We start from the raw sequence: 26,875 nt of genomic DNA, 5'->3' as shown, positions 1-26,875 counted from the left end.
CATGAAGGCCATGTTGCGTACGGTACTGTTCCTCGATGCGGCGCTGAATCTGGCACTTGGTGTGCTGCTGATCGCGTCGTTCTGGTCATCGCTGTATGCGGCCATTGAGGTGCCCGCGCCATCGCCTGTGCTCTACGCGCAAGCGCTTGGTGTGGCCTTCATCGGCGTGGCCTGGTTGCAATGGCACGCCACCGTGAATGGCCAGTTGACGGCGACCGTCGCGAAAGTGACGGGGCATATCAACTGGGTCATCGGTGCGTTTGTGCTGGGCTGGCTGATCTCCGGCCAACTGGCGGTCACGGGCGGCGGCAAGTTGTTGATGCCGGCGTTGGGTGCCGTCCTGTTGGTGGTGGGCGCCATTCTCGTCAAGCTGGCGTCGAGCGTGCGCACGAAAGAGCGCGTGCAGGCGGCCCAGCAGACGGGCGGACGTGTGCGTGGTGGTGTCGTGAGCGACACCCGGCGCGACGCACCGTCTGATGATTCCGATGCCCGGGCTATCGACGAAGCCCGTGGCACGCGCGCAGAGCCGCGCATGGCGACGCCTGGCGGCGGCGCCACTTCCGTCAACACTACGCCGGTCGCGCCTGTGGGCGCCACCGGCATTGTCACGCCCGTGCCTTCCGCCACGGCGCCGACGTCCAACGAATCCACCTCTTCCGTACCTCACGATGCACGACAAAATCCTCATTCTTGACTTCGGCTCGCAAGTCACCCAGCTCATCGGACGCCGCGTTCGCGAAGCGCACGTCTACTGCGAGATCCACCCGAATGACGTTTCGGACGAATTCATTCGCGAATTCAATCCGAAGGCCATCATTCTCTCGGGTAGCCACGCGAGCACCTATGAGGATCAGGATCTGCGTGCGCCGCAGGCGGTCTGGGATCTGGGCGTGCCGGTGCTGGGCATTTGCTACGGCATGTTCGCGATGACGGTGCAGTTGGGCGGTCAGGTCGAGGCGAGCAACCACCGCGAGTTCGGTTATGCCGAAGTGCGTGCGCATGCGCATACGCCATTGCTCGAGGGGCTTGAGGACTTCCGCACGCCGGAAGGCCACGGCATGCTCAAGGTGTGGATGAGCCACGGCGACAAGGTCACGCAATTGCCGCCGGGCTTCGTGCTGATGGCGTCGACGCCGAGCTGCCCGATTGCCGGGATGGCCGATGTGAAGCGTAACTACTACGCGGTGCAGTTCCACCCGGAAGTCACGCACACGGTGAAGGGCCGCGAGTTGCTTGAGCGTTTCGTGCTGCAGATTGCCGGTGCCAAGCCGGACTGGATCATGCGCGATCACATCGAGGAAGCCGTCAAGGCGATCCGCGAGCAGGTGGGTGACGAGGAAGTGATTCTGGGCCTGTCGGGCGGGGTAGATTCGAGCGTCGCCGCGGCGCTGATTCATCGCGCGATCGGCGACCAACTGACGTGTGTGTTCGTCGATCACGGTCTGCTGCGTCTGAACGAAGGTCAGATGGTGATGGAGATGTTCCAGGGGCGTCTGCATGCGAAAGTCGTGCATGTCGATGCTGCGGATCAGTTCATGGGCCATCTGAAGGGCGTGACCGATCCGGAACAGAAGCGCAAGATCATCGGCCGCGAGTTCGTCGAAGTCTTCCAGGCCGAAGCGAAGAAGCTGAAGAATGCGAAATGGCTGGCACAGGGCACGATCTATCCGGACGTGATCGAGTCGGGCGGTGCGAAGACGAAGAAGGCGACGACGATCAAGAGCCACCACAATGTGGGCGGTCTGCCGGAGACGTTGGGTCTGAAGCTGCTTGAGCCGCTGCGTGATCTGTTCAAGGATGAAGTGCGCGAGCTGGGTGTGGCGCTGGGTCTGCCGCATGACATGGTCTATCGCCATCCGTTCCCGGGCCCGGGGCTGGGTGTGCGGATTCTGGGTGAAGTGAAGCGCGATTACGCCGATCTGCTGCGTCGCGCCGATGCCATCTTCATCGAAGAGCTGCGCAACACCGTCGAGCCGAACAGCGGCAAGACGTGGTACGAACTGACGAGCCAGGCTTTTGCGGTGTTCCTGCCGGTCAAGAGCGTGGGCGTCATGGGCGATGGCCGCACGTATGAGTGGGTCGTGGCACTGCGTGCCGTGCAGACGCAAGACTTCATGACCGCGCATTGGGCACATCTGCCGCATGACCTGCTCGGCAAGGTCTCGAACCGCATCATCAACGAGGTTCGCGGTCTGAACCGGGTGGTTTACGACATCTCGGGTAAGCCGCCGGCGACGATCGAGTGGGAGTGAAATCGGATCTTTCCGACGCGCGCCCTTCGGCCTTGGTAATTGACTGACAAGGCCTCCGGTCGTGACGTGATGTACGTAACGGTGCCGCCTACCGGTGCCGTTACCTTCACCTTCCGCCATGAGGCGTCAGGCGATTCCTTAAAGCGAGTCCAACGCTTAGTCGCGCTCAGTGGCTAGATGCGTCAACGGTTCGACAGCTATCGCGATTTTCCTTGTCCCGAGATGCCAGTGTCAGTCCCGACCGTTGGCATCCCGCATCAGTCCGTTGCCCCTTCGTCAAATCGTTCAGAGGTAGTGCTCGCTGATCTTGACGCGCGCTGCGAGGAAATCCAGAAAGGCCCGCACGCGCAAAGGCAGGTAGCCGCCTTGTCCCACGAAGACCGCGTGGACCTCTTCCACCTCTCCCGGATCGAAGGCCTCGAGCACCGGCAGCAGACGTCCCGCCGCAACATCCTCACGAACCTGAAACGCAGCCAGGCGTGCGAGGCCTAGCCCGGCAAGCGCCAGACGATGCAGGGCTTCGCCATCGCTCGCCTGTGTGTTGCCAACGACCGGAAACACGAATTCCGTGTCGCCGCGCTCGCCAAGCCGCAGCGGCCAGCCAGACTGAGCGCGCACGTAATTCGCTCCGATGAGGTTGTGCCGCATCAGGTCGTCTGGTGTCGATGGTGTGCCGTGACGGCTCAGATACCCGGGGGCGCCAACGATGACCATGCGTGTCTGGCCCAGCTTTCGTGCTACGAGACTGGAGCTTTTGAGCGGACCCGCTCGCACAGCGACGTCGGTACGCTGTTCCAGAATGTCGATGACCTCGTCGGTCAGCACGATATCCAGCGTCACGTCGGGATAGCGCTCCAGAAACTCAGGTACGAGCGGCAACAGGAAGTGGTGCCCGAATGGCACATTGGCGTTCACCCGCAGCCTGCCGCGAGGCGTGACATTGGCACTGGCGCAGCGCTCCGCCTCGTCCAGATCGGCCAGCACGCGCATGCCACGCTCGTAGAACGCAGCGCCTTCCGGCGTGAGTTGAAGCTGCCGGGTGGATCGGTTGATCAGCCGCGTCCCCAGACGCTGTTCGAGGCGTCCGACCAGCTTGCTGACGGCCGAAGGCGTCATGCCGAACGTGCGCGCCGCGGCAGCAAAGCCGCCCAGCTTGATCACACGCACGAACACCTCCAGTTCCCCAGATCGATTGACCTCGAGACGAGCCATGCCGGCCTCCTTGGTGAATTCAAGTCACGAATATTTTGACTGGTGACAGTCTATTCCATATGTGATGTTGAATTCATTATTAAGACCACTTAAGTCATTGAATTCACCAAAATGAATAACGTTTCCAAATCGTCGACCTGCGCAGTGTTGGCGTTAGCGCTCACGGCCGCTACAGCGGCCCCTGCCGGGGATGCTGCCGCTATGGACCCCGCCTGGGTCTCCACCTGGACGGCGAGTCCGCAGCCGGTATGGCACAAGGATTTTCTGTTTCCCACCAATATTCCAGCGAGTTTGCACGACCAGACTGTGCGTCAGACGGCGCGCATCAGTCTGGGTGGTGCGCGGGTGCGCATCGTGCTGTCCAATGCTTATGGCACGCAGCCGGTCACCGTGGGCAAGGCCACGGTTGCGCTACCGGCAGCGAATGGGGCACTCGTCGCAGGCAGCCTGCATGCCGTCACGTTTGGCGGGCAGGCCAGTGGCACGATTCTTCCCGGCGCTTCGCTGGTGAGTGACCCCGTTGCGCTAGCCGTGCCGCCGCTTGGGCAGGTGGCCGTAAGTCTGTATTTGCCGGACGCAACGCCGATGACGACCTTTCACTGGGATGGCCGGCAGACAGGATGGATCGTTGCCGGTGACCAGACGGCTAAGACGAAGCTGAACGCATCGGAAGTGCAAGAGGAGGGGCAAGGGGAGGGAGAAGGGCAGACACAAGCGCAAAGCACCACGGCGCGTCTGTTGCTATCCGGCATTCTTGTCGAAGCCACCGCAGCCGCACGCACGGTTGCGGTCATCGGCGACTCCATTACGGATGGCGCGACGGCAAGCCTGGACAAGGACAGTCGATGGCCCGATTTTCTCGCGGCTCGACTGGCGTCGCACGGCGTCGGCGTCATCAATGCAGGCATCTCCGGCGCTCGCCTGGTATCGGACGGCATGGGCGTGAATGCGGTGGCACGGCTCGACCGCGATGTGCTCTCGCAACCCGGCGTGCACAGCGTCATCGTGATGCTGGGAATCAACGACATCGCCTGGCCCGGGACGGCCTTCGAGCCAACCCGACCACGGCCGATGCTGGCATCGCTGGTGGCAGGCTATCGTCAACTGATCGAGCAGGCGCACAGTCACGGCCTCCGGGTGATCGGTGCAACGCTAACACCGTTTGAAGGGGCGTTGCCCGACACGCCGCTTGATAACTATTACCAACCCGACCGGGACGCATTGCGTCGGGAAGTGAACGAGTGGATCCGGCACAGCGGCGCATTCGATGCCGTCATCGATTTCGACGCCGCGCTGCGCGATCCCTCATATCCGGCCCGCTTCAGCGCGCTGTTCGATTCGGGGGATCATTTGCACCCGGGCGACGAAGGCAACCGTGCGATGGCCGAAACCGTCGACCTCGATGTCTTGCTTCCGGGCATTGGCCACACGCCATCACAGAAGCGCTGAATCAAGCCCCCTCCCATCGCGGCACCGAACGGACTAGATTGACGATGCAGAACCATCCGTTCTGTTGTCGTGGCGACGACACAGAATTTGATGGCGGGCATCGGGATTTTCGTTCTCGATACGCGGCATCTAGGGGGATTTCATGCGCATCTGCGCGCTATTGTTCCCAAAGGCTTTGACTCGGCACGTTATCAATTTACCGATAGCAGGTCGGCCTCTATCATCAAATCCACCGCGAGGAAGCTCCGCGATTTTCAACATCGCGCGAGCGGACGCCGCCACGCGTCATCGACTTAACGACAATCGTTTGGACTCAAAACCATGTCGTCTCCGAATTTCGGCGATGGCGTGAACGCATGTGAACGACGTGCCATTCCGATGTTCGGGAAGTGCGGTGATTCAGTGGCGTCCGCTTATGAGCCACAGCACCTTCAGGTGTTTTGATTATTGGAAATTGTTGAGGAAAGCCATGAAGAAAGTCCGCACATTGATTGCCGCCGCGCTTGCTACGGTCGCCGTTTCGGCAATCGCTGCCGAGCCGCAGTATCTGGATTCGGGCAAGGTCATGAAAGGCTCGTTCCCTTTCACCGAAGCCGTTAAGGTCGGCGACACGCTCTATCTGTCGGGGCAGCTCGGCATTGTGCCGGCCACGCAAAAGCTCGCCCCGGGAGGCATCGAGGCCGAGTCGCATCAGATGATGAACAACATCAAGACGGTGCTTGAAGCGAACGGTTACGCGATGAACAACGTCGTCAAGTGCACCGTATTTCTGGCCGACATGAAGGAGTGGCCGGCCTTCAACGATATTTACAAGACGTACTTCACGGCGGGCAAGTATCCGGCCAGAAGTGCGTTCGGTGTGAACGGCATGGCCTTCGATGCGCGCGTCGAAGTCGAGTGCATGGCGTCCAAGTCAGCGCAAATGTGAGGCGAGCCCTGGCGCGGCAGCAACGCGCCAGGGTGTGCAACCTGTCTCAGACCGAGCGTGTCAGCCCACCATCGACGCGAATGTTCTGGCCGGTGATGTATCCACCGCCTTCCGACGCGAGGAACGCCACGGTCGCCGCGATTTCTTCCGCTTTGCCATAGCGTTGCATCGGCACGCTTTCGCGTCGCGTTTCCTGCTGAGGCAGGCTATCGATCCACCCAGGCAAGACGTTGTTCATCCGCACGTTGTCCTTCGCATACTTGTCGGCAAACAACTTGGTGAACGACGCCAGCCCGGCGCGAAACACGGCAGACGTCGGAAACATGTCGCTCGGCTCGAACGCCCACGCCGTCGAAATATTGATGATCGCGCCAGACCCTTGCTTCTGCATGATCGGCGTCACCAATCGGGTAGGGCGGATCACGTTCATCAGATACGTGTCCATACCGCGATGCCAGTCCTCGTCGCTAATGTCCAGAATTGGGGCGCGCGGGCCGTGACCGGCGCTGTTCACGAGCACATCGACGCGACCCCAGCGCTCGACCGCCAATTCGACCAGCGTGCTCAGGGCGTTGTTCGACTGGTTCGATCCCGTCACCCCCACGCCACCCAACTCGGTGGCCAAGGCTTCGCCCTTGCCCGACGACGAGAGGATGCCGACCTTGAAGCCGTCCGCCGCGAGACGCCGCGCCGCCGCCGCCCCCATGCCGCTACCGCCAGCCGTAATCAACGCCACTTTTTCTACTGTCATGCTGATATCCTCCGATTACGCCGACATACGCCCCGGTGGCGGTCAGCCCTCATGATTCACATACGACAGCGTAACATTGCCGCGAACGCTCGACGAACCAGATTTCGGCACATCATCCAGTAGAAAAACTACACCATGACTGACGCCATCGGCCGCTTGCCGTCGCTTAACGCCCTGCGTGCCTTCGAGGCCGCGAGCCGGCATCTCAACTTCCGCCTGGCGGCTGAAGAACTCGGGGTGACGCAGGGGGCGGTCGCGCAGCAGATTCGCGGACTGGAGGCGGCGTTGGACATGAAGCTCTTCGAGCGACACCCGCGCGCGCTGACGCTGACCGAGAACGGGCGGCGATACGCCGGCGGTGTGAGGCGTGCCTTCGAAATGCTAGCCGAGGCCACGCAAGCGCTGCGCCCGGCGCCGCTGCGCCTGACGATCAGCGTTACACCGACGTTGGCTTCGAAGTGGTTGATTCCACGACTCCCCGCATTTCTCGAGACCCATCCGGATATCGATCTGCGCATTCTTGCGACCGACCGGCTTTCGCATTTCCAGGCAGACGCCGTCGATCTCGCGGTGCGCTACGGCAAGCCGCCTTTCGGCAGCGGCCTTGCCGTCGACCTGCTCTTTGAGGAAGTGCAGGTGGCGGTAGCGTCGCCGCAAACGATTGCGGCGTTGGGGCATCCCGGCGAGACGGGCAGTCTGCGGGGCCATGCGTTGCTGCACGATGCGCATAACGCATGGCCGCAGTTCCTCGAACTTGCGATGCCGCAAGCGCCGATGTCCGTGGCGAAGAACGTTCGCTTCAATCAGACGGCGCTCGCGATCGACGCCGCCGTCGCGGGGCAAGGGCTCGCGCTCGCGCACACGGACTTCATTGTGGCAGACGTCGCGGCAGGTCGCCTTATCCGGCTGTTCGATACGGAACTTCGCACCGGGGCGGGCTTTTACATCGTGTCCCCGCGCCGCACGCGACACGCGGGGCCAATTGCCGATGTGCGCGAATGGCTGCTGCGTGAGGCACCCGCGAGGCGGCAACGGCTCTCAGTCAGTGATTGACGCAAGGGGGTGGGGCACTGAGCGGGGCGATCGCGGTGGTATGTCTTGCCGGCAACGGTGTCGCGTATCGTAACCCCGCAATCATCGAACGAAGCCGTGCCGGCTGGCGGTATAGGCCACTCCCAACGCGGCCAGTGAGAGGATCACCAACACATGCGGCAGCGCAGCGGCCCCCCATGCGGACAACACCGCGCCACCGAGGACGCCGCTGCCCGCGAACGACAGATTGAACACCGTCACAAGCATCGATTGCGCAACGTTTTCGTGCTTGCCTGCCGCATTGCCCAGCGCCGTTTGCAAGATCGTCGGTGCACCGCTGAAGCTCAGGCCCCAGAGTATCGAACCAGCGACGAGTACCGGCCACGATGTCGGCCATGCGCCGAAGGCGACGATCACAGCGGTGAACCCGGCAAGGGCCAGTAGAACGAGCCTGCGCAGCCAGCGATCCACCCACAACCCGATGCCCCAGAGTCCCACGAGCGTGCAGATGCCGAACGTCGACAGGATGGCGGCAAGCCGATCCCCCATGCCCGCCGACGCGAGAAAGGGCGCGATGTAGGTGTAGAGCGTGTAGTGCGCGATGACCCACAACATCACAACGGCGAGCACCGGTCGAACACCCGGCAGACGCAGGACGTCGATCACCGAAGCGCGCGTGCCGGGCGTGTTGCCGGCATCGTTGGTGGCCGAGACATCGGGCACGATCAGCAGCATCCACCCGACGAGAATCAACGCGAACGCTGCCAGCCCGCCAAAAACCCAGCGCCAGCCGATGAGATGCCCGAGCGCCGTCGCGGCAGGTACGCCGATGGCCAGCGCGAGCGGCACGCCGAGCATCGCGACGGCCAACGCGCGTCCTTGCTGCGAAGGGCTGACGAGGCGACGCGCATACGTGGCAATCTCGCTCCATGCCAGCCCCGTTGCCAGACCGACGACGAATCGTGCGGCCAACGTCAGCGTGAAATCCGCCGAGACGGCGGTGACGGCATTGCACACCGCGAAGCCGAGCAGGGCCGCGACCAATACCGTGCGGCGCGACCAGCGATGCAATAGCACCGTGAGCGGCACCGCGCCGAGGCCAGCCCCGAGGGCACATAACGTCACCATTTGGCCCGCCCACGATTCGGAGATGTGAAAACCGTCGGCCAACTGAGGCAGCAGCCCGGCAGGCACCGTTTCGTTTGCTGCGGCCACGAAGGTGGCAAGCATCAGCGCCATCATCGACGCCCAGGGCGTGGCGTCTGCCAATGAGAGGGAGGAGGCGGCCTGACCGGGCGGGGTTGGCCGGGGTGGCGTCGACGACGAATTCGCAGCAGGGGTTGGCGAGACTGACATGAGGCGTCCAATCGAGGAGTGTCCCGGGCGGGACGATGTGACGAAGTCTGCCAATGCGCGCTATATTTGATAATTCGCGGGAAATTTGAATGACTTTCAAATCTGGATGAAAGATGGCGACGGATAAACTCGGCGACATGCGTCTCTTTACGAGTGCGGCAACGCTGGGCAGCCTCTCGGCGGCCGGGCGCAAGCTAGGGCTGTCGCCGGCGGCGGCCAGTGCGCGTCTGGCCAAGCTTGAGGCGTCGTTGCAGACGCGGCTGTTCGTGCGCACAACGCGTCAGTTGCGTCTCACCGACGAGGGGCGTGTCTACCTCTCGCACTGTCTCGTTGCCTTGCAGGCGATTGACGATGGCGAGGCTGCGCTGCAAGCGGGATGTGCCGCGATTCGGGGCAAGATCCGGGTGTCGGCATCGACCGATTTCGGGCTGCACAAACTCTCGCCGTGGCTCGATGAATTTACGTCGCGGTACCCGGACGTGCGGCTCTCGTTGACGTTGACCGACTCGCTCTCCAACCTCGTGCAGGACGACGTCGATCTGGCGATTCGTTTCAGCGAGCCGGACGACGGCACGCTCGTGGCGCGGCGACTGGCGCCCATGTGCCGGGTGTTGTGCGCATCGCCGGAGTATCTCGCTCAGCATGGGGAGCCGTCGAACCCGGAAGCCCTCTCGGCGCATCAGTTCATCGTGCTGGTGACGGCGTCGGGACCGCTCAACGAGTTTCACTTCCGCAAAGGCGAAGCGGCGTGGCAATTCACCGTGCCGATGGCGCAGGCGTGGGAGACGAACGACGGGACGCTGGCGCGCCGATGGGCGCTGGACGGCCGGGGGATCGTTCGCAAGACGTTGTGGGACGCGGCCGACGATGTGCGGGCAGGGCGTCTGAAGATTCTGCTGTCGGATTACATCGCCAAAGAGCCGGGGGTCTACGCAGTGCGGCACCGCACGCGATACATGGTGCCGCGCGTGCGCGCGCTGCTCGATTTTCTGATCGACCGGTTCGCTCAGGAGGCGACCGCGTGGCCGGACATGGGGACTTGTCGCGTGTGACTTCGTGTCATCATACGGCATGGCCCAGATCCCACTCTTCCCACTCGGCAATGCCCTGTTTCCCGCCGGGGTATTGCATCTGCGCATCTTCGAGGTGCGCTATCTCGACCTGATCAAGCGAAGCCTCGCCGACGGCACAGAGTTCGGTGTCGTCGTCTTGCGACAGGGCAGCGAGGTGCGTTTGCCCGATAGTGTCGAAGAACCCGCCATGATCGGCACAATGGCACGCATCGACGACTGGCGAGCGACCATGCCGTCGCTGCTCGAAATCGTCTGTCGCGGCACGACCAAGTTCCGCCTCTCGTCCGTCGAGTTGGGGAAATACGGGGTGTGGACGGGCGAGGCGGAAATGCTGCCGGACGATGTCAATGTCGCCATTCCCGATACACTTCAGATCAGCGCCGATACGTTGGGCAAGTTGATCGCCGGGCTCCAGCGTGATCCGGCGCGTGCGGCGAAGTTACCGCTGGCGCCGCCTTACCGGCTCGACGAGTGCGGATGGGTCGCCGATCGGTGGGCCGAGTTGTTGCCACTGCCGGCGCACGAGAAGGAGACCCTGCTGGGCATCGCGGACCCGGTGGCGCGTCTGGCGCGCATTCAGGCGTTTCTGACCGATCACGGCGTGTTGTCCTGAGGGCAAGGCGTTTCGTCAATGCGGGTCGGACAGGCGATAATGCGGCCTGCAACGTTTTTCCTTGCCGACGCACTGCGGCCACGGGTGCGGCGGTATCGTGACAGAAATCCATGACAGTCCAGATTAATGAAGAACTCAAGGCGTACATCGATCCGTTGACGCCTGATGAATATGCGGCGCTCGAGCAGAGCCTGCTTGCCGAAGGTTGCCGCGACGCGCTTGTCCTGTGGGGCGATGTGCTGGTCGATGGCCACAACCGTTACGAGATCTGTCGTAAGCACAGCATCGAATTCCGAACCGTCCAGAATCCGTCTTTCAAGTCGATGGACGACGTGCGTCTGTGGATGATCGACAACCATCTCGGCCGACGCAGCGTGTCCGATTATCAGCGCGGTGTGCTGGCGTTGCGCAAGAAAACGATTCTCGAAGCGCGCAGCGGCGCACCCGTTGCCGCACCGGCGCAGGCAGCGCAAGCCGAGACGGCGAGCGATGGTGGTGAACAGGCCTCCGGCAAGACATCGATTCCGGCACACACGATGGCACTCACGCGTGCCGCGCTGGCGCGCGCAGCACGTCTGTCGAGCAATACGCTGGGGCAGATCGAGCAGATCCACAACGCGGCGGCACCGGAGCTGGTCGACGCGCTCAAGCGCGGCGAAGTCTCGATCAATGCGGCGGCGGCCGTCTCGACCTTGCCCGCGGCGGCCCAAGTGGCGGCGGTGGTCGCGGGCAAGCAGGAGTTGCGCGAACTGGCGCGTCAGGTGCGTGAGGCGCGTCCGGTCAAGCCGCGCAAGAAGAAGGACGAAGAGATCGTTGAAGACGACGATGACGGGACCCCGCCGTGGGATACCAGCGCCGATCCGTCCGACGAATTGACGCGTCTGTCGAAAGAACTCAAGGCCATGACAGCCGAGCGAGACGCGCTCAAGAAGAAGGTGGCCCATCTGACGATCGCGCTGGCGGAGGCGCGAGCGGGGAAGTAAGCCGGGCAGTCAGCCGGTAGGTGAACCCGAAGCGGGTTCGTCGCGGTCACGGCGCGCACCACTTGCGCGCCGTGAAGCCGATGGGGCGGCGATAGCCGGCTACGCCGCTCGTCCGCCCAGATACAACTCCCGAACCTGCTCATCCTTGAGCAGCGCATCGGCGGCGCCGGTCAATGCGACGGTGCCCATCGACAGGACATAGGCACGATCCGAGATGCGGAGCGCCTCCATCGCATTCTGCTCGACCATCAGAATCGTCACTTTCTCCTGATCGCGTACACGCACGATAGCGTCAAACACCTCATGCAATACCTTCGGCGACAGGCCGGCAGACGGCTCGTCGAGCAGGAGCAGGCGCGGGCGGGGCATCAATGCCCGCGCGAGCGCGAGAATTTGCCGCTCGCCGCCCGACATCGAGGCCGCAGGCGCATTTCGCTTTCGGTCGAGCACCGGATATAGCGCACAAAGTTCGTCGATACGTTGTGCACACGCCCGCTCGTTCAGATAGTGACCACCGACCTGCAGGTTCTCGCGAATCGTGAGCGTGCCGAAGACATTGTCAGTCTGCGGCACGAACCCCACGCCACACTGACGAATCTTCCGATGTACCGGAACCTGCGACACATCCGCGTCTTCGAGCAGAATGCGACCTTCACGCGGCAGGACGAACCCGGCGATGGTCTTGAGCAGCGTGGACTTGCCGCAGCCATTCGGTCCGAGGAGCGTGACGATTTCACGCGACGCAGCATGCAGTGTCATCCCCTTGAGAATGTCGACCTCGGCGGTGTATCCCGCCACGACGTTGTCGATCTGAATCATGCAGACTCCGTTTCCCTGATTCGCGCATTCGGCGTCGCGGTATTGGCTCCGCCGCCGAGATACGCCTCCAATACCCGTTCGTTGGACGAAAGCTCGTCCGGATGACAACTGGCGACGATGTGCCCCCGGTCGAGCACGATGCAGCGCGAACACAACTCCCGGATGAAGTGCATGTCGTGTTCCACCACCACAAGCGTCATGCCCTGGGCGTTCAGACGTTTTAGCGCCATCACGATGTCGCGTCGCAGATTCGGGTGTACCCCTGCGGTGGGTTCGTCGAGCATGACCATCCGGGGAGATCCCATCAGCGCGCAAACAATGCCGAGCAACTTCTTCTGTCCTCCCGACAGCGCACTGGCCGGCAAGTCCCTCACCGGCGTGAGCAGCAGTTCGTCGAGTAGCGCGGTGGCCTTGGCGTGGGCGGCGGCCTCCGCCTCACGCGCGCTTCGCGTGCCGAGCAACGTAGCGAACACACCGTGATGCGCGGTGGCGGCGGCCATTGCCACTTCCATCACCGACATCCGGGCCGGCATTGACGGGAGCTGGAACGTGCGCGCGACGCCTTGCGCCACGATTCGATCTGCTCGCAACGTGTCGATGCGATAGGCATCGAGCGAGATGCTGCCCGCGTCGAGACTTTCGAAGCCGGTGATCGTATTCAGGAGTGTGCTCTTGCCCGAACCGTTCGGCCCGAGCAGGCCGACAATCTCTCCGGGCATCACCTCGAAGGTGACGTCTTGCAGCACCTTGTTGCCACCAAACGCCTTGGCGACCGAGCGAACTTCCAACAAAGGCTTGATGGGGTGTGTCATGACATCTTCCTCAGTTTTTCCGGAACAAGGCCTTCGCTACGCCACATCAGGCATGCCAGCAGAATCAGGCCGATCACGCCCAGACGTAGCGCGCCAGCACTGTCCGAGCTGAAATGAAGATAGTCCTTGGCGAACGGCACCAGCGTGTATGCCCCTTGCACAACGGCCGTGCCGACGAGCACGCCCCACACGTTGCCGATGCCGCCGATCATCAGAATGGTCCAGAGCGCAAATGTCTCCGAGGACAGCAGATAGTCCGGTCCGGTGAAGCTCATGTAGTGCGCGTAAAGCGAACCGGCCACAGCGGTCACGGCGGCGCTGGTCATGACGGCACGCGATTTGAGCGAGCGAAGGTTGTAGCCGAAGCAGGCCGCGAGCTTCGGCTCTTCTCGCATGACGCGCAACGCGCGACCGAAGCGGCCGTCGGCCAGTCGTTTCGTCAACCAGGTAAAGGCCAGCATCACGCCAAGGACGAGTGCGAGAAACGCCAGCGTGTCGTAGGGACGGGGCAGGGTGTCGAAAAGCATCGGGATCGGGCTGATGCCGTTTGCGCCGCCGGTCAGCCATCCCTCGTTGGTGGCAATGGTGCGCAGAATTTCCGCCACGGCCAGTGTGGCAATGCCCCAGTAGTCGGCGCCGAGCTGGCGTCCCAGGCGGGCGATGCCGGCGCCGAGAGCGACCGCCAGCACCACACCGATGGCCATGCCGGTGAGCGGCGAGCCGCCTGCTTGCATGGTGATGCCGGTGGCGTAGGCGCCCAGCCCGGCGAACGCGATGTGTCCGAAATTGAGCAGTCCCGCGTAACCCGCCTGCAAATTCAGGCCGAGGGCCATGATGCCGTAGATACCCGCCACTGTGAGGGTGGCGACGATGAACTCAAACACGGCGTACCTCGCGATCAAACAGCCCATAAGGCTTGAAGAGCAATGCCAGCAGCAGGATCAGGAACGCCCCGGCGTTGATGTAGCCGACCGGCAGGAAGGCGACGGCTCGACCCAGCATCGGCCCGAAGTTCAGGTTGGTGACCAGCGTTTCCGTGAGTGCGATCAGAACCGCGCCGGACACGGCGCCGAGCGGATTGCCCAGTCCCCCCAGAATGGCGGCGGCAAACACGGGCAGCAGCATGTCGTTACCGAGTTGCACATGGGCGCCGGCCGACAGGGCGAGCAGTCCGCCGCCGAGTCCGGCGATTGCCCCCGATGCGAACGTCACACCGCGGGTGATCCACTCGGCATTGAGACCTGACGCGGCCGCCAGCGCGGGGTTGGTAGCGAGGGCGCGCATGGCGCGTCCGGCACGGGTGTAGAAGAGCACCAGGGCGAATACCACGAGCAGCGCAATCGTGGTCGCGACCGAGTAGAGCTGAATGTCCGTGATACGCGCATCGCCGAGCACCATCGGTGGTGTCAGCGGCAGATTGAACATCTTCGGAAACGAACCGGCAAAACCCTGGCAGCACGCAATGGCCAGCATGGAGACGGCGAGCGAGCCGATCATGGCGATCGCGGGTCCGCCACGCAGGAGGCGGCGAAACACGAGGAGATGCATGGTCAGCGTGAGGATGCCGGTCGCGAGCGCGGCGATGGCCAGCGCAGCGACGAGCGGGATGCGCACGGCGAACATCGCGTAAGTGACGTAAGCGCCGACCATGGCGTATTGCACATGGGCGATGTTGGGGAATTTGACGAGTCCGTAGACCATGGATAGCCCGAGGGCCACCAAAGCCAGGTCGGACGCGCGCAACAGCGTATCAACGAGAAGTTGGAGCATGGAAGTCATCCGCGGTAGAGCGTTGGCACGGTGAGGTGCCAGTGAGGGCACAGCCGCCGGTCGCGGCATCGGCAAGACCTCGCGAAGGTGTTGCCGATGCGCGCCAACGCATGACGACGATTAGCGCGGCACCACCTTGCCGTCGTACTTGAGCTTCGCGTAGGGCGGGTCGATGCGCTGACGATCCGCGTCGAACGTGATCGGGCCCGTCACGCCTGCGAAATTCTTGCCGACTTCCTTGAGCGCGGCCTGTACGGCGGCGGGTTGCGTCGACTTCGCCTTGTTGATCGCAGCGGCGGTCAGCAACACCGCGTCATACGCATAGCCGGTGTATGAGGTCTTCGGCGCCTGGCCATACTTTGCCTGGAAGGCGTCGACATAGGCCTTGCCGTTCGCGCCCTGCACCGAGCCGACTTCCATGCCCAGTTGGCCGTTGGCGATGTTCGCCGGCGTGTCCGACAGACTCATCGACAGCAGAATGGCGTACCAGGGTTTCTGACGCAGGCCGAGTTCAAACGCCTCGCGGTTGAGCACAGCCGATTCCTGGCCGTAGGCGGTGTAGATGTACGCGTCCGGATTGCTGCGCGACGCTTGCTGAAGCTCGCGACGATAGGTGGACTGACCCGCCGTATAGAGAAGTTCCGTGGCGACCTTGCCACCGAGTTTCTCGAATTCCTCGCGGAAGCCGTGGGCCACACCCTGGCCGTAAGCATTGTTCGGTGCGATCAGCGCGACATTGCGGTAACCAAGCGCCCAGGCGTCGGCGGCAGAGAACTTGTTACCCAGGTTTTCCAGACCGATGAGGTTGAACGACGTGGCACCCAGGTCCTTCACCTTCACGCTTGTGCTGGCGATGTTGATATGCGTGACGCCTTCCTTCACGAGGTACTGCGCCATCGGCAGCGTAATCCCCGATGAATACTCGCCGATCACGACGGGCACCTTGTCGACGGTGGAGAGCTTGCGCGCCGCGTTGAGCGCGGTCGTGGCGTTGCCGCCGGAGTCTTCGACGATGACGTCGAACTTCTTGCCCATGACGCCCCCTTGCGCGTTCACCTTTTCGACAGCGAGCGCGACGGCGCGGCGCACGTCTTCTCCCACCGTGGCGTTCGCACCCGTCAGAGAGAGCACCGCCCCCATCTGCACGACGTCGTCGGCAGCATGTGCCCACGCGCTGGCCATCAGGGCCATGGTGGCCGGCACAATCCACTTGCTAAGTTTGAAAGACATTGATTTCCCCCGAAAAAGTCAGTTGAGCCTGCGAGAAAGAAGTGCGCGACCCGTGACCGTGAGTGAGTCTCCGATCGCGGTGGTGCTCTGGCGAGTGAGTGCATCGGCCCCCGCCGTTGCGCCCACCGTGTCCCCTGGCGAAGCGAATCCAGAAATGACGGAAGATATCCGTTTTTGGATCCAATATAATATATTGGATCCAATGTTAGACGATTGGATCCAGAATCGCAATATGAGTCAAAAATATGCTCTAATCGCGCCATGCGAAGCTCAGGACCCCAAGCCCTACATCAGGCCATCCGCGACGCCCTTCGAGACGAGATCTTGAGTGGTGTGCTCCCGGGTGGGTATCAATTGCGTCAGGAAGCGCTGGCTGAGCGCTTCAACGCGAGCCGAGTCCCGGTGCGCGAAGCATTGCGGCAGTTAGAAGCAGAGGGATTGGTCACGCACCACTTGAATCGGGGAGCGACAGTCGCGAGCATGAATCTCGAGCAGTTGTGCGAGTTGCTCGACATTCGTGTGGCGCTCGAATGCCACGCTGCCAAACTGGCCGTGCCCAACATGGCGGAGCGCGACTTTCAGGTCATGGAGCAGATCCTCGCTGACTACTCGGCATCCGAAGTCGTGTCGGAATGGGCTGAATACAATCGTCGATTCCATTTGGCACTGTCGGCGCCCGCCAATAACCGGCGCTTGCGGATGTTGATCGAAGAGTATTGTCTGAATACCGATCGATATTCGCATCTGGCGATGTCGCAGGCCACCGGCAAGGAAAAGCCGCAGCATGATCACTACGAGATTCTGGCGGCATGCCGGCGGCGTGACGTGACGGCGGTGGTATCGATGCTCGAGGCGCACATTCTCACAACACGTAACGAAATCAAGGCGATGGCGCGGGACGACGTCAGCTTCCTTTCTCGTGCCGCCCTCTGAGTCGTTGTCCGGATTGCAGAGAGCAACCACCTAAGTCGATTTTATTTGTGAACCGCAAGCACGAATCTTGTGCACCTGCGGGGACTTCTGGCGTGAGTGGGAATCCGAGACACTGTGGTCTTCGGTCAAGCCGTTCAACCAACGTTGATTGTGATGGCATGACGTTTTCGACAGGAGTTGCATTCATGAGTCTTCCCGCTTTCGGCCTCGGTACGTTCCGCCTCAAGGGCCAAACCGTATTCGACACCGTCACCAATGCGCTGGCGCTGGGTTACCGCGCCATCGACACGGCGCAGATCTACGAGAACGAGGCCGACATTGGTCGCGCGCTCGCCGCATCGAACGTCAAGCGCGACGACCTGTATCTCACAACCAAGATCTGGGTCGACAACTTTTCCCACGACAAGCTGATTCCGAGTCTGAAAGACAGTCTGTCGAAGCTCGGCACTGATCGCGTCGATCTCACGTTGATTCACTGGCCGTCGCCCGCGAACGCGGTGTCGATGGAGGAATATCTGGGGGCGCTGCGTGAGGCGCGAGAGCAGGGGCTCACGCGTGCCATTGGCGTGTCCAACTTCACCATCGCACTGCTTCAGCAGGCCATCGGCATCGTGGGGCCGGGGGAGCTGGCGACCAACCAGATCGAGCTGAGCCCCTATCTGCAAAACCGCAAGCTGGCGGAGTTCGCCCGTTCGCAGGGCGTGCCCATTACCTCGTACATGACGCTGGCGTATGGCAAAGTGCTGAACGATCCGGTGCTGGTGAAAATTGCTGCGAAGCATGGGGCGACCACCGCGCAAGTGGCGCTCGCGTGGGCGATGCAATTGGGGTACGCCGTCATTCCGTCGTCGACCAAGCGTGAGAATCTGGCCAGCAACATGAAGGCGCGCGATTTGCGTCTGAGTGACGAGGACATGATGCAGATCGCCACGCTCGATCGCAACGAGCGTCAGGCCAATCCGGCGTCGCTCGCGCCGGCCTGGGACTGAAATATGCGGTAACACGGGCCTGGCGGAGGGGTTCCCACCAAAGGGCGAAACATGGTGTCCGGGCGTCGAATCAAGTGCTATCTTGACCGACATCATGTCCGGTGAGGTGAACATCATGGCTACCAGCCCCGTCAGCCCTGCGTCGGTTTCGCATGCCTCTCCATCGAAAGTTGCCACCGTGATTCGCGTCACGAGTGGCAATTTCATGGAGATGTTCGACTTCTTCCTGTTTGGCTTTTACGCCACTTACATCTCCGCGACGTTCTTCCCGTCGGGCGACGAATTTGCGTCGCTGATGCTCACCTTCATGACCTTTGGCGCGGGCTTCCTGATGCGCCCGTTGGGCGCCATCATTCTGGGGGCTTACGTCGACCGGATCGGGCGGCGCCGGGGATTGATCGTCACGCTGTCGATCATGGCGATGGGCACGATTCTCATCGCGTTCGTGCCGGGTTTTGCGACCATCGGGTATATGGCGCCGTTGCTCGTGCTCATCGGCCGGCTGTTGCAGGGGTTCTCGGCGGGTGTCGAGCTGGGTGGGGTGTCCGTCTATCTGTCGGAGATGGCGACCCCGGGTCGCAAAGGCTTCTACGTGAGCTGGCAGTCGGCGAGCCAGCAGGTCGCCATTATCGTGGCGGCGCTGCTGGGATACCTGCTCAATAAATGGCTCACGCCGGGGCAGGTGGCCGATTGGGGCTGGCGTGTGCCGTTCTTCATCGGTTGCCTGATCGTGCCGGTGTTGTTCGTCATTCGTCGTTCGTTGCAGGAAACCGAGGCATTTCTGGCGCGCAAGCATCGTCCGAGCACAGGGGAGATTTTTCGCTCCATCGTGCAGAACTGGGGACTGGTCGTGGCCGGCACGATGCTGGTGGCCATGACCACGGTGTCGTTCTACCTGATCACCGTCTACACGCCGACGTTCGGCAAGTCGGTACTCAAGCTGTCGACGACCGATGCGTTGGTCGTCACCTTCTGTGTCGGGGTGTCCAACTTCATCTGGTTGCCGGTGATGGGGGCGTTGTCCGATCGCATCGGGCGGCGTCCGTTGTTGATCGTGTTTACCGTGCTGACCATTCTGACGGCGTATCCCACGATGGCGTGGCTCGTTGTCGATCCGACCTTCAACAAGATGCTGATCGTCGAGTTGTGGCTATCGTTCCTATATGCGAGCTATAACGGTGCGATGGTGGTGGCACTGACCGAGATCATGCCGGTAGAGGTACGCACGGCAGGATTCTCGCTGGCCTATAGTTTGGCGACGGCGTTATTCGGCGGGTTCACCCCGGCGGTGGCGACGGCGCTTATTGGGGTGACGGGCAACAAGGCGGCGCCTGGCTGGTGGATGACCTTTGCTGCGGTGTGCGGCTTGATTGCGACACTGGTGCTGTATCGCAAGCGTAGCGCGCCGAACGCCGCGATGGCGTGAAAGAGAGTGCGTACCGGTGGCGGCGGGAGATGACGGATCTGGCGCGCGTGGCGGATAGGGCGGCAGCAAGGGGCTGTGCGAGAATAGCGCATTGCCGATAGCGGCCAATTGCGCTGTGCGTGGTGAGTCCGGAGGGACGGACGACGCGCGGCGGCTTTTCGTCAACGTTTCATGAATCGAGATTTACCCGCGACCGACGAGACCTACATGGGCCTGGCGCTCCAGCAGGCCCGCGCCGCGATGGCGCAGGGAGAGGTGCCGGTCGGTGCCGTAGTGGTTTGCGACGGACAGGTGGTGGCTGTCGGGCATAACTGTCCGGTGGGCGGCCACGATCCGTCTGCCCATGCGGAGATGCAGGCGCTGCGAGCGGCGGCGCAGGCGTTGGGCAACTATCGTCTGCCCGAGTGCGAGTTGTACGTCACGCTCGAGCCGTGTGTCATGTGCGCTGGCGCCATCATGCATGCGCGGATCAAGCGAGTGGTGTATGGCGCGATGGATCCCAAGACGGGCGCTTGCGGCAGCGTGGTCGACCTGTTTGCGGAACCGCGCCTCAACCATCATGCCGAAGTCATCGGCGGTGTCATGCGCGACGAGTGTGTCGGCATTCTCCAGACCTTCTTCAGCGAACGGCGTGCCGCAGCGAAAGCGCGGCGTTTGTCGGCGGCTGCCGAGGCGGCTGACGAGCCCCCCATCCAAACCCCGGGATCTTCCAATTGACGACCAAGCATCTCGAATTGATTGCCCCGTCCGGCTATGCACCCGATGCCGACGTTGCCACGCGTGGCATTGAAACGCTGGAGCGGCTTGGCTACCGCGTTGGCAACCGGGAAGCGCTGGCGCGCCGGCATTTGCGTTTTGCGGGCACCGACGCCGAGCGTGTAGCCGAGATCAATCAATTGGCGCAACGAGACCATCCGGTGCCTGAGGTCGTGCTCGCCGTTCGTGGCGGGTATGGCGCGGTGCATCTGCTCGATCATCTTGACTACGAGGGGCTGCATCGCCGGCTCTCGGGGGCACCGGTCGCAATGATCGGCCACAGCGACTTCACTGCGGTGCAACTCGCCCTCCTGGCGCAAGCCCATCTCACGACATTCGCCGGGCCGATGTTGCTGGCCGACTTTGGCGCCGAGACGCTGAGCGACTTCACCGTCACACAGTTTCAATCCGTGTTGCAATCGCCCAGTCATGTCGCGCAGTGGCAGGCCGATGGTGCGAGCGGCGACATCGACGTCGCCGGGACGCTCTGGGGTGGCAATCTGGCGATGGTATGCAGCCTGATCGGCACGCGGTATCTGCCCCAGATCGAAGGTGGCGTGTTGTTCGTCGAGGATGTGAACGAGCCGCCATACCGGGTCGAACGAATGCTGTACCAGTTGCATCAATCCGGCATCCTGGCGCGGCAAAAGGCGCTGGTGCTGGGCGATTTCTCGCAGTACCGGGTGACCGACTACGACAATGGGTACGACATGCCGACCATGATCGAGAGCGTGCGCAAGGTCGTCGGGATTCCGATCGTCACCGACATGCCGTTCGGCCATTGTCCCGACAAACTGACGTTGCCGGTCGGTGGGCAGGCCCGATTGCAGGCGTCTGGCGCCGAGATCACCCTGACGCTTACGGGATATCCCTATATGGGAGCGTGACGCCGGGCAGCGATGCCGGGAAACGCCAAAGCGCAGCAAACGAAAGCACGCCGGGTCGAATCGACGACCCGGCGTGCTTTTTTATTGGCCTGTCAGTTTGATGTGGATTGGACGAGGTTTCTGTTGTTTGGCGGGTGTTTCGGTGGAGTTGGTGTTGTGTGAGACGGGGGCGCGAAGGCCGGGACTGGCGACGTGACGTGGTTAACGGACGCGGCTGCGTGTGACAGGGACGAGACGACTATATGTCCAGGCGCAGCCTGAATATCTGAGTATGGCTATGTTTCCGCAGAGGGGATTTGGCTACACTTCTTCGATCGTTTCGCCATCAGAAGGATGCCAAGACATCATGGCCAGCAACATCGCAAGCCCCAAGGATTATCCCCGCGACCTGATCGGTTATGGGCGTCACGTACCGTTTGCCGACTGGCCGGGGCGGGCGCGTATCGCCGTCCAGTTCGTTCTGAACTATGAAGAAGGCGGGGAGAACTGCGTTCTGCACGGTGATCGTGCGTCAGAGCAGTTCCTGTCAGAGATCATTGGCGCGGCAGCATACGAAGCGCGTCACATGAGCATGGAATCCATTTACGAATATGGGTCGCGCGCTGGCGTGTGGCGCATCTTGCGCGAGTTTGAGCGTCGTGGGCTGCCTCTGACCGTCTTTGGTGTGGCGATGGCCATGCAGCGCCATCCGGAAGTGACGGCGGCATTTCAGGAATTGGGCCACGAGATTGCATGCCATGGCTGGCGCTGGATTCATTACCAGAACATGGACGAGGCGACCGAGCGCGAGCATATGCGTATCGCCATCGAGATCTTCAAGGAAATGACGGGGAGCGCGCCGCTGGGCTGGTACACCGGACGTGACAGCCCGAATACTCGGCGTCTGGTAGTCGAGCAAGGCGGGTTCGTGTACGACTCCGACAACTACGGTGACGACCTGCCGTTCTGGACGCAGGTGCAGACCAGCGGTGGCGAGGTCAAGCCGCATCTTGTTGTGCCGTACACGCTGGATTCCAACGACATGCGCTTTGCTGCGCCGCAGGGATTCAACACGGCGGACCACTTCTTCCACTACCTGCGCGACGCATTCGACGTGTTGTACGCCGAGGGCGACGAAGCGCCGAAGATGTTGTCGATCGGCATGCACTGCCGGTTGCTGGGTCGCCCTGGACGCTTTGCGGCGTTGCAGCGGTTCCTCGATCACATCGAAAAGCACGATCGCGTGTGGGTCTGTCGTCGCATCGACGTGGCACGTCACTGGCAGGAGCGCCATCCGTTCGTGGCGGCATGAGCCAGAGGTAATGAGTGAGGCGGTTGCGTCCGGAGGGGCGTAGCTTGCCGGTATCGAAATTGAATCCGACAGGCGTCATCGGGCTGTGCGAGAAGCGCGGCGGGGCGCCACCCATGTTCTCCAGGAGAGCGGTTAATGAACGCCCCGTTGCCTATGACCCAACGTACTGTTGCCGAGCTGTCGGCGCTGCCGCGCGCCGAATTCGTTGCCGCGCTCGACGGCATTTTCGAGCATTCCCCGTGGGTGGCCGAAGCGGCTTGGGAAGACCGGCCGTTTGCCACCGTCAATGCGTTGCACGACGCCATGTGCCAGGCCGTGATCGATGCGGGGGAAGGCCCGCAGCTTGACCTTATCCGAGCCCACCCGGAGTTGGCGGGCAAGGCGGCGGTGCGAGGCGAATTGACGGCCGAGTCCACTCGCGAGCAGGCGGGCGCGGGGCTTGATCAATGCACCGCAGAAGAGTTTGCGCGTTTGACCGAGCTCAATGATGCCTACAAGGCCAAGTTCGGTTTCCCGTACATTCTGGCGGTGCGTGGCCATACGCGCAGCAGCATCATCGAGAACTTTGCCGGGCGGCTGGAGAATAGCCGGGCGGACGAGATCGAAGAATGTCTGCGACAGATCTTCCGTATCGCGGGATTCCGTCTGGAAGATCTGGTGCGCGACTAAGGCGCAGGCCGATCGGGCGGATCGAGAGAGACATCCGCCAAAGCGTTTCAACCTGTACGTGGAATTCCCCTGTTTTAGACATCACCGAATCATCAGGAGTTGGCATGGCCCTCGTCCCGCAAGACCCGAACGCACCGGAATTCGTGCGCCGTTACGTCAATCTGGCCGATCCGCGTCTGGGAGCGCAGGCGCTCGTTGCCAGCGACGAATTCTTCGCGGCCAAAGAGCGCATGCTCAACCCCGAGCCGGCCGTGTTCATCCCCGGCAAGTACGACGACAACGGCAAGTGGATGGATGGCTGGGAGACGCGTCGCAAGCGCGTGAACGGTTACGACTGGTGCGTGGTCAAGCTCGCGCGTGCCGGCGTGTTGTTTGGCGTCGATCTGGACACCAGCCACTTCACCGGCAACTTCCCGCCGGCCGCCTCGCTCGAGGGCTGCTACAGTCCTAACGGCGCACCCGGCGAGGGCGCCGAGTGGTTCGAACTGCTCGCCTCGACCACGCTGCAAGGCAACTCGCATCACTACCATGCGATTGCCAACCAGCGCCCGGTCACCCATGTGCGCGTGAACCTGTACCCCGATGGCGGTCTGGCGCGCCTGCGTCTGTATGGCTTGCCCCAGAGCGATTGGGCGGGACGCTCGCGCGACGAGCTGATCGACCTGATTGCGATGGAAAACGGTGGCTATGTCGTTGCGGCGAACAACCAGCATTTCGGGTTGGCGTCGAACCTGCTGATGCCGGGCCGTGGCGTGAACATGGGCGATGGTTGGGAGACGCGTCGGCGACGTGAGCCGGGGAATGACTGGGCGATCATTGCGTTGGCGCAGCCGGGCGAGATTGGCAAGATCGAAGTCGACACGGCGCACTTCAAGGGCAACTTCCCGGATCGTTGCTCTATTCAGGCGGCCTATGTGACGGGCGGCACGGAGCAATCGTTGATCACCCAGTCCATGTTCTGGCCGGTGTTGTTGCCCGAACAGAAGTTGGCGATGGACAAGCAGTTCTTCTTTGAAGAGCAAGTGCAGAAGTTGGGGGCGATCACGCACATCCGCTTCAACATCATCCCGGACGGCGGCGTGTCGCGCTTGCGTCTGTGGGGTCGCCTGAGCGACAAGCAGGCATAACCGAAGTCAGCAACCTCAGCAAAAAGAAGACCTCTCGCGTCCCGGAGAAAGTGGGGGAATGCGAGAGGCGACGAAGGGCTAGGCAGGGAAAAAAAATGGAGCGTGACATGGCGGGTCTGGCGTTGAAGATAGAGCGATTGACGCGGGAGGCGTTTGCGGAGTTTGGCGACGTGATCGAGTTGACGGGGGCGAAGCATTTCGCGATCAACGGTGGGACGACTGAGCGGTTTCACGATCTGGCGACGGTGGATCTGGGCCCGGAGGGTGGGCGCACGTTGGTAAATGTATTCCGTGGTCAGCCGAGGCAGTTGCCGTATGAGGTGAAGATGCTGGAGCGTCATCCGTTGGGGAGTCAGGCGTTCATTCCGTTGAAGACAACGCCGTATCTGGTGGTGGTGGCGCCGGCGGGCGAGTTGGATGTGAGTCGGATGCGGGCGTTCGTGTCGGATGGATGGCAGGGCGTGAATTATGCGCGAGGCGTATGGCATCACCCGTTGTTGGCATTACATGAAGTGAGTGACTTCGTAGTGGTGGATCGGGGTGGTGAGGGTCACAATTGTGACGAGCAGGATTTGCCGGGCGTGTATTTGCTGACGCAGGCGGCGTTGGATGCAGCGCAAGCGGCGCAGAAGGCGGCATAGAGAAGGCAGCAGGACAAGGCAGCAGGACAAGGCAGCAAGACAGCGAAAACGCCGGGATGAGCCCGGCGTTTTGCATTGGTGGGGAGAGAAAACGAAGGGAGTGGGGTTGAGGTGAGAAGTGCTGAGGAGGTGGAGGGAGACGGACCGGGGCGCCTTTCTGCAGCGAGTTGGGTTTATGTCTGAGAGGCGGAAAGGGGCCCCGGTCCGTCTGGGGGGGAGGTGTAAAGGCGTAGAAGGTAGAGCGGTAAGCAAGAAAACAGCAAGAAAAGCAGGGTAAACATAAAAAAACCCGAAACAGCGCCAACTCCTATACTGAAAATCACCGACGTGGTGCGGGCGGAGGAGGTGCGCACCGAAAGTGTGCGGTAAGGGTGAAAAAACGCTCGGGCATGGATATTGCTCGATCTCGACACGGCAATCTGCGGAGAAGCGTATGGTCGAGAGCTATAACGAGATGGCGAGCATCACGGGTGCGACGCGGGCGCATTACCGTCGATTTGACGATTGGTTGAAGTGTCAGTCGGACGATGTCTTGCACCATAAGCGGGCTGAGGCGGATCTGGCGTTTCGGCGGGTCGGGATCACGTTTGCTGTGTATGGCAATGAGGCGGGCACAGAGCGTTTGATTCCGTTCGATCTGATTCCCAGAATCATCCCGGCGCATGAGTGGCAGACCTTGCAAACGGGGTTGCGTCAGCGAGTCGAGGCGTTGAACCGTTTTATCCACGACGTTTATCACGAGCAGGACATCTTGCGTGCGGGAGTGATACCGGCGGAGCAGGTGTTGAAGAATGCGCAGTACCGCCCGGAAATGCAGGGTGTGGATGTGCCGGGCGACATCTACGCACACATTGCGGGTGTGGACGTTGTCAGAGCGGGGACTGGGGATGACGGCGTGTTTTACGTGCTGGAGGACAACCTGAGGGTGCCGTCCGGCGTGTCGTACATGTTGGAGAACCGCAAGATGATGATGCGGTTGTTCCCCGAGTTGTTTGCGAGAAACCGCATTGCACCGGTAGAGCACTATCCCGACTTGTTGTTGGACAGTTTGCGCGCTGTGGCGCCGCTGGGGGTCGATGATCCAACGGTTGTCGTGATGACCCCGGGCATCTACAACTCGGCGTACTTCGAGCATGCCTTTCTCGCGCAACAGATGGGTATCGAACTGGTCGAGGGGCAGGACCTGTTCGTGGAAGACAACCTTGTTTTCATGCGAACCACCAACGGCCCCAAGCGCGTCGATGTCATCTATCGCAGAATCGACGACGACTTCCTTGACCCGCTGGCCTTCCGTGCCGATTCCACGTTGGGTGTGCCGGGGTTGCTGAGCGTCTACCGGGCGGGGCGTGTCACCCTCGCCAATGCCATCGGCACGGGCGTTGCGGACGACAAGTCCATCTACCCCTTCGTGCCCGACATGATCGAGTTCTACCTCGGCGAGAAGCCCATCCTGAACAACGTGCCGACCTACCAGTGCCGTCGGGCGGATGATCTTGCCTATACCCTGGATAACCTTGGCGAGCTTGTCGTCAAAGAAGTCCATGGTGCAGGTGGCTACGGCATGCTCGTCGGCCCGGCATCGACCAAAGCCGAAATCGAAGCCTTTCGCCAGCGCCTCATCGCCAAACCCGACGGGTACATCGCGCAGCCCACGCTCGCCTTGTCCGCATGTCCCACCTTCGTTGAGGCGGGGGTTGCGCCAAGACACATCGACCTGCGGCCGTTCGTTCTGTCGTCGGGCAAGGGCGTCACCATGGTGCCGGGAGGGCTCACTCGCGTGGCGTTGACCGAAGGGTCGCTCGTCGTCAACTCCTCGCAGGGCGGGGGAACGAAAGACACCTGGGTGCTCGAGAAATAACCCGCGTCAGCCGGATAC

At 62.0% G+C, this 26,875-nt stretch carries 26 protein-coding genes; 18 read left to right on the top strand and 8 right to left on the bottom strand.

Annotation, left to right across the window (positions count from 1 at the left end):
• Position 1: 1 nt before the first annotated feature.
• Together PI93_RS16490 and guaA are read left to right on the top strand one after the other, a co-directional pair.
• Entirely contained in the window at positions 2-694 is a 693-nt protein-coding gene (locus PI93_RS16490) for a hypothetical protein (RefSeq protein WP_052240986.1), read from the top strand.
• Positions 669-2,252 carry a glutamine-hydrolyzing GMP synthase gene (gene guaA / locus PI93_RS16485; protein WP_039374352.1) on the top strand — a complete coding sequence of 528 codons (1,584 nt, stop codon included), beginning with the start codon at positions 669-671 and terminating at the stop codon, positions 2,250-2,252. Before PI93_RS16490 ends, guaA begins: the two co-directional genes overlap by 26 nt.
• A 285-nt stretch (positions 2,253-2,537) precedes the next feature.
• Here guaA and PI93_RS16480 read toward each other — a convergent pair whose 3' ends face one another.
• Entirely contained in the window at positions 2,538-3,464 is a 927-nt protein-coding gene (locus PI93_RS16480) for a LysR family transcriptional regulator (protein ID WP_039374353.1), read from the bottom strand.
• Positions 3,465-3,575: 111 nt separating this feature from the next.
• Here PI93_RS16480 and PI93_RS16475 point away from each other — a divergent pair, with 111 nt between their 5' ends.
• Together PI93_RS16475 and PI93_RS16470 are read left to right on the top strand one after the other, a co-directional pair.
• A complete protein-coding gene (locus tag PI93_RS16475; RefSeq protein WP_039374355.1) occupies positions 3,576-4,913 on the top strand; it encodes an SGNH/GDSL hydrolase family protein in 1,338 nt (445 codons plus the stop codon).
• Positions 4,914-5,382: 469 nt separating this feature from the next.
• A complete protein-coding gene (locus tag PI93_RS16470; protein ID WP_039374357.1) occupies positions 5,383-5,841 on the top strand; it encodes a RidA family protein in 459 nt (152 codons plus the stop codon).
• A gap of 46 nt (positions 5,842-5,887) precedes the next feature.
• Here the strand turns inward: PI93_RS16470 and PI93_RS16465 are convergent, their stop codons facing one another.
• Positions 5,888-6,592 (bottom strand): SDR family oxidoreductase, encoded by a 705-nt coding sequence (locus PI93_RS16465; protein WP_039374358.1) that lies wholly within the window; start codon positions 6,590-6,592, stop codon positions 5,888-5,890.
• Between the two features lie 135 nt (positions 6,593-6,727).
• Here PI93_RS16465 and gcvA point away from each other — a divergent pair, with 135 nt between their 5' ends.
• Positions 6,728-7,645: a transcriptional regulator GcvA gene (gcvA, locus tag PI93_RS16460; protein WP_201278399.1), complete on the top strand. Its 918-nt coding sequence runs from the start codon at positions 6,728-6,730 to the stop codon at positions 7,643-7,645.
• An 81-nt stretch (positions 7,646-7,726) separates the two neighbouring features.
• Here the strand turns inward: gcvA and PI93_RS16455 are convergent, their stop codons facing one another.
• Complete coding sequence (locus tag PI93_RS16455) at positions 7,727-8,980, bottom strand: MFS transporter (protein ID WP_080759406.1); 1,254 nt, start codon at positions 8,978-8,980, stop codon at positions 7,727-7,729.
• A 113-nt stretch (positions 8,981-9,093) separates the two neighbouring features.
• Here PI93_RS16455 and PI93_RS16450 point away from each other — a divergent pair, with 113 nt between their 5' ends.
• The 3 genes from PI93_RS16450 (at position 9,094) to PI93_RS16440 (ending at position 11,649) form a co-directional block, all read left to right on the top strand.
• Positions 9,094-10,032, top strand: coding sequence for a LysR family transcriptional regulator (locus PI93_RS16450; RefSeq protein WP_039374361.1), 939 nt, complete (start codon positions 9,094-9,096; stop codon positions 10,030-10,032).
• 19 nt (positions 10,033-10,051) lie between these two features.
• Entirely contained in the window at positions 10,052-10,666 is a 615-nt protein-coding gene (locus tag PI93_RS16445; RefSeq protein ID WP_039374363.1) for an LON peptidase substrate-binding domain-containing protein, read from the top strand.
• 110 nt (positions 10,667-10,776) lie between these two features.
• Positions 10,777-11,649 (top strand): ParB N-terminal domain-containing protein, encoded by an 873-nt coding sequence (locus PI93_RS16440; protein ID WP_039374365.1) that lies wholly within the window; start codon positions 10,777-10,779, stop codon positions 11,647-11,649.
• 99 nt (positions 11,650-11,748) lie between these two features.
• Here PI93_RS16440 and PI93_RS16435 read toward each other — a convergent pair whose 3' ends face one another.
• The 5 genes from PI93_RS16435 to PI93_RS16415 all read right to left on the bottom strand — a co-directional run bounded on the left by PI93_RS16435 (position 11,749) and on the right by PI93_RS16415 (position 16,280).
• Positions 11,749-12,468: an ABC transporter ATP-binding protein gene (locus tag PI93_RS16435; RefSeq protein WP_039374366.1), complete on the bottom strand. Its 720-nt coding sequence runs from the start codon at positions 12,466-12,468 to the stop codon at positions 11,749-11,751.
• Entirely contained in the window at positions 12,465-13,268 is an 804-nt protein-coding gene (locus PI93_RS16430) for an ABC transporter ATP-binding protein (protein ID WP_039374465.1), read from the bottom strand. Before PI93_RS16430 ends, PI93_RS16435 begins: the two co-directional genes overlap by 4 nt.
• A gap of 8 nt (positions 13,269-13,276) precedes the next feature.
• The gene (locus PI93_RS16425) at positions 13,277-14,164 is read right to left on the bottom strand and encodes a branched-chain amino acid ABC transporter permease (protein WP_039374367.1); all 888 of its coding nucleotides are present in this window, start codon (positions 14,162-14,164) and stop codon (positions 13,277-13,279) included.
• A complete protein-coding gene (locus PI93_RS16420) occupies positions 14,157-15,050 on the bottom strand; it encodes a branched-chain amino acid ABC transporter permease (RefSeq protein WP_039374369.1) in 894 nt (297 codons plus the stop codon). Before PI93_RS16420 ends, PI93_RS16425 begins: the two co-directional genes overlap by 8 nt.
• Positions 15,051-15,170: 120 nt before the next feature.
• Complete coding sequence (locus PI93_RS16415) at positions 15,171-16,280, bottom strand: ABC transporter substrate-binding protein (RefSeq protein WP_039374371.1); 1,110 nt, start codon at positions 16,278-16,280, stop codon at positions 15,171-15,173.
• Between the two features lie 333 nt (positions 16,281-16,613).
• Here PI93_RS16415 and PI93_RS16410 point away from each other — a divergent pair, with 333 nt between their 5' ends.
• The 10 genes from PI93_RS16410 to PI93_RS16365 all read left to right on the top strand — a co-directional run bounded on the left by PI93_RS16410 (position 16,614) and on the right by PI93_RS16365 (position 26,857).
• Entirely contained in the window at positions 16,614-17,213 is a 600-nt protein-coding gene (locus PI93_RS16410) for a GntR family transcriptional regulator (protein WP_236105845.1), read from the top strand.
• 185 nt (positions 17,214-17,398) lie between these two features.
• Positions 17,399-18,202, top strand: a complete 804-nt coding sequence (gene dkgB / locus PI93_RS16405) for a 2,5-didehydrogluconate reductase DkgB (protein ID WP_039374374.1) — start codon at positions 17,399-17,401, stop codon at positions 18,200-18,202.
• Positions 18,203-18,317: 115 nt separating this feature from the next.
• Positions 18,318-19,628, top strand: coding sequence for an MFS transporter (gene tcuC / locus PI93_RS16400; protein WP_039374466.1), 1,311 nt, complete (start codon positions 18,318-18,320; stop codon positions 19,626-19,628).
• A 171-nt stretch (positions 19,629-19,799) separates the two neighbouring features.
• Positions 19,800-20,345: a tRNA adenosine(34) deaminase TadA gene (gene tadA / locus PI93_RS16395; protein ID WP_080759407.1), complete on the top strand. Its 546-nt coding sequence runs from the start codon at positions 19,800-19,802 to the stop codon at positions 20,343-20,345.
• Positions 20,342-21,271 carry a muramoyltetrapeptide carboxypeptidase gene (gene ldcA, locus PI93_RS16390; RefSeq protein ID WP_039374375.1) on the top strand — a complete coding sequence of 310 codons (930 nt, stop codon included), beginning with the start codon at positions 20,342-20,344 and terminating at the stop codon, positions 21,269-21,271. Before tadA ends, ldcA begins: the two co-directional genes overlap by 4 nt.
• 346 nt (positions 21,272-21,617) lie before the next feature.
• A complete protein-coding gene (gene puuE / locus PI93_RS16385; RefSeq protein ID WP_039374377.1) occupies positions 21,618-22,562 on the top strand; it encodes an allantoinase PuuE in 945 nt (314 codons plus the stop codon).
• 153 nt (positions 22,563-22,715) lie between these two features.
• Positions 22,716-23,231, top strand: a complete 516-nt coding sequence (uraD, locus tag PI93_RS16380) for a 2-oxo-4-hydroxy-4-carboxy-5-ureidoimidazoline decarboxylase (RefSeq protein WP_039374468.1) — start codon at positions 22,716-22,718, stop codon at positions 23,229-23,231.
• 104 nt (positions 23,232-23,335) lie between these two features.
• Positions 23,336-24,358 carry an allantoicase gene (alc, locus tag PI93_RS16375; RefSeq protein ID WP_039374378.1) on the top strand — a complete coding sequence of 341 codons (1,023 nt, stop codon included), beginning with the start codon at positions 23,336-23,338 and terminating at the stop codon, positions 24,356-24,358.
• A 95-nt stretch (positions 24,359-24,453) separates the two neighbouring features.
• Positions 24,454-24,999 (top strand): ureidoglycolate lyase, encoded by a 546-nt coding sequence (locus tag PI93_RS16370; RefSeq protein WP_039374379.1) that lies wholly within the window; start codon positions 24,454-24,456, stop codon positions 24,997-24,999.
• 433 nt (positions 25,000-25,432) lie between these two features.
• On the top strand, positions 25,433-26,857 hold the full coding sequence (locus tag PI93_RS16365) for a circularly permuted type 2 ATP-grasp protein (protein WP_039374381.1): 1,425 nt from the start codon (positions 25,433-25,435) through the stop codon (positions 26,855-26,857).
• Positions 26,858-26,875 lie beyond the last annotated feature (18 nt).

This window comes from Pandoraea fibrosis (genome assembly GCF_000807775.2).
Taxonomy (GTDB): Bacteria; Pseudomonadota; Gammaproteobacteria; order Burkholderiales; family Burkholderiaceae; genus Pandoraea; species Pandoraea fibrosis.
The sequence above is the reverse complement of the archived record's forward strand: the minus strand, read 5'-3'. Positions and strand labels throughout refer to the sequence as shown.

Coding starts and splice junctions, on each gene's coding strand:
- guaA (WP_039374352.1), top strand. CDS start 669: ATGCACGACAAAATCCTCATTCTTGACTTCGGCTCGCAAGTCACCCAG.
- uraD (WP_039374468.1), top strand. CDS start 22,716: ATGACCCAACGTACTGTTGCCGAGCTGTCGGCGCTGCCGCGCGCCGAA.
- dkgB (WP_039374374.1), top strand. CDS start 17,399: ATGAGTCTTCCCGCTTTCGGCCTCGGTACGTTCCGCCTCAAGGGCCAA.
- gcvA (WP_201278399.1), top strand. CDS start 6,728: ATGACTGACGCCATCGGCCGCTTGCCGTCGCTTAACGCCCTGCGTGCC.
- PI93_RS16480 (WP_039374353.1), bottom strand. CDS start 3,464: ATGGCTCGTCTCGAGGTCAATCGATCTGGGGAACTGGAGGTGTTCGTG.
- PI93_RS16420 (WP_039374369.1), bottom strand. CDS start 15,050: ATGCTCCAACTTCTCGTTGATACGCTGTTGCGCGCGTCCGACCTGGCT.
- PI93_RS16465 (WP_039374358.1), bottom strand. CDS start 6,592: ATGACAGTAGAAAAAGTGGCGTTGATTACGGCTGGCGGTAGCGGCATG.
- PI93_RS16435 (WP_039374366.1), bottom strand. CDS start 12,468: ATGATTCAGATCGACAACGTCGTGGCGGGATACACCGCCGAGGTCGAC.
- PI93_RS16450 (WP_039374361.1), top strand. CDS start 9,094: ATGGCGACGGATAAACTCGGCGACATGCGTCTCTTTACGAGTGCGGCA.
- PI93_RS16415 (WP_039374371.1), bottom strand. CDS start 16,280: ATGTCTTTCAAACTTAGCAAGTGGATTGTGCCGGCCACCATGGCCCTG.
- PI93_RS16440 (WP_039374365.1), top strand. CDS start 10,777: ATGACAGTCCAGATTAATGAAGAACTCAAGGCGTACATCGATCCGTTG.
- PI93_RS16490 (WP_052240986.1), top strand. CDS start 2: ATGAAGGCCATGTTGCGTACGGTACTGTTCCTCGATGCGGCGCTGAAT.
- PI93_RS16470 (WP_039374357.1), top strand. CDS start 5,383: ATGAAGAAAGTCCGCACATTGATTGCCGCCGCGCTTGCTACGGTCGCC.
- PI93_RS16370 (WP_039374379.1), top strand. CDS start 24,454: ATGGAGCGTGACATGGCGGGTCTGGCGTTGAAGATAGAGCGATTGACG.
- alc (WP_039374378.1), top strand. CDS start 23,336: ATGGCCCTCGTCCCGCAAGACCCGAACGCACCGGAATTCGTGCGCCGT.
- tadA (WP_080759407.1), top strand. CDS start 19,800: ATGAATCGAGATTTACCCGCGACCGACGAGACCTACATGGGCCTGGCG.
- PI93_RS16475 (WP_039374355.1), top strand. CDS start 3,576: ATGAATAACGTTTCCAAATCGTCGACCTGCGCAGTGTTGGCGTTAGCG.
- PI93_RS16365 (WP_039374381.1), top strand. CDS start 25,433: ATGGTCGAGAGCTATAACGAGATGGCGAGCATCACGGGTGCGACGCGG.
- tcuC (WP_039374466.1), top strand. CDS start 18,318: ATGGCTACCAGCCCCGTCAGCCCTGCGTCGGTTTCGCATGCCTCTCCA.
- PI93_RS16455 (WP_080759406.1), bottom strand. CDS start 8,980: ATGTCAGTCTCGCCAACCCCTGCTGCGAATTCGTCGTCGACGCCACCC.
- PI93_RS16445 (WP_039374363.1), top strand. CDS start 10,052: ATGGCCCAGATCCCACTCTTCCCACTCGGCAATGCCCTGTTTCCCGCC.
- puuE (WP_039374377.1), top strand. CDS start 21,618: ATGGCCAGCAACATCGCAAGCCCCAAGGATTATCCCCGCGACCTGATC.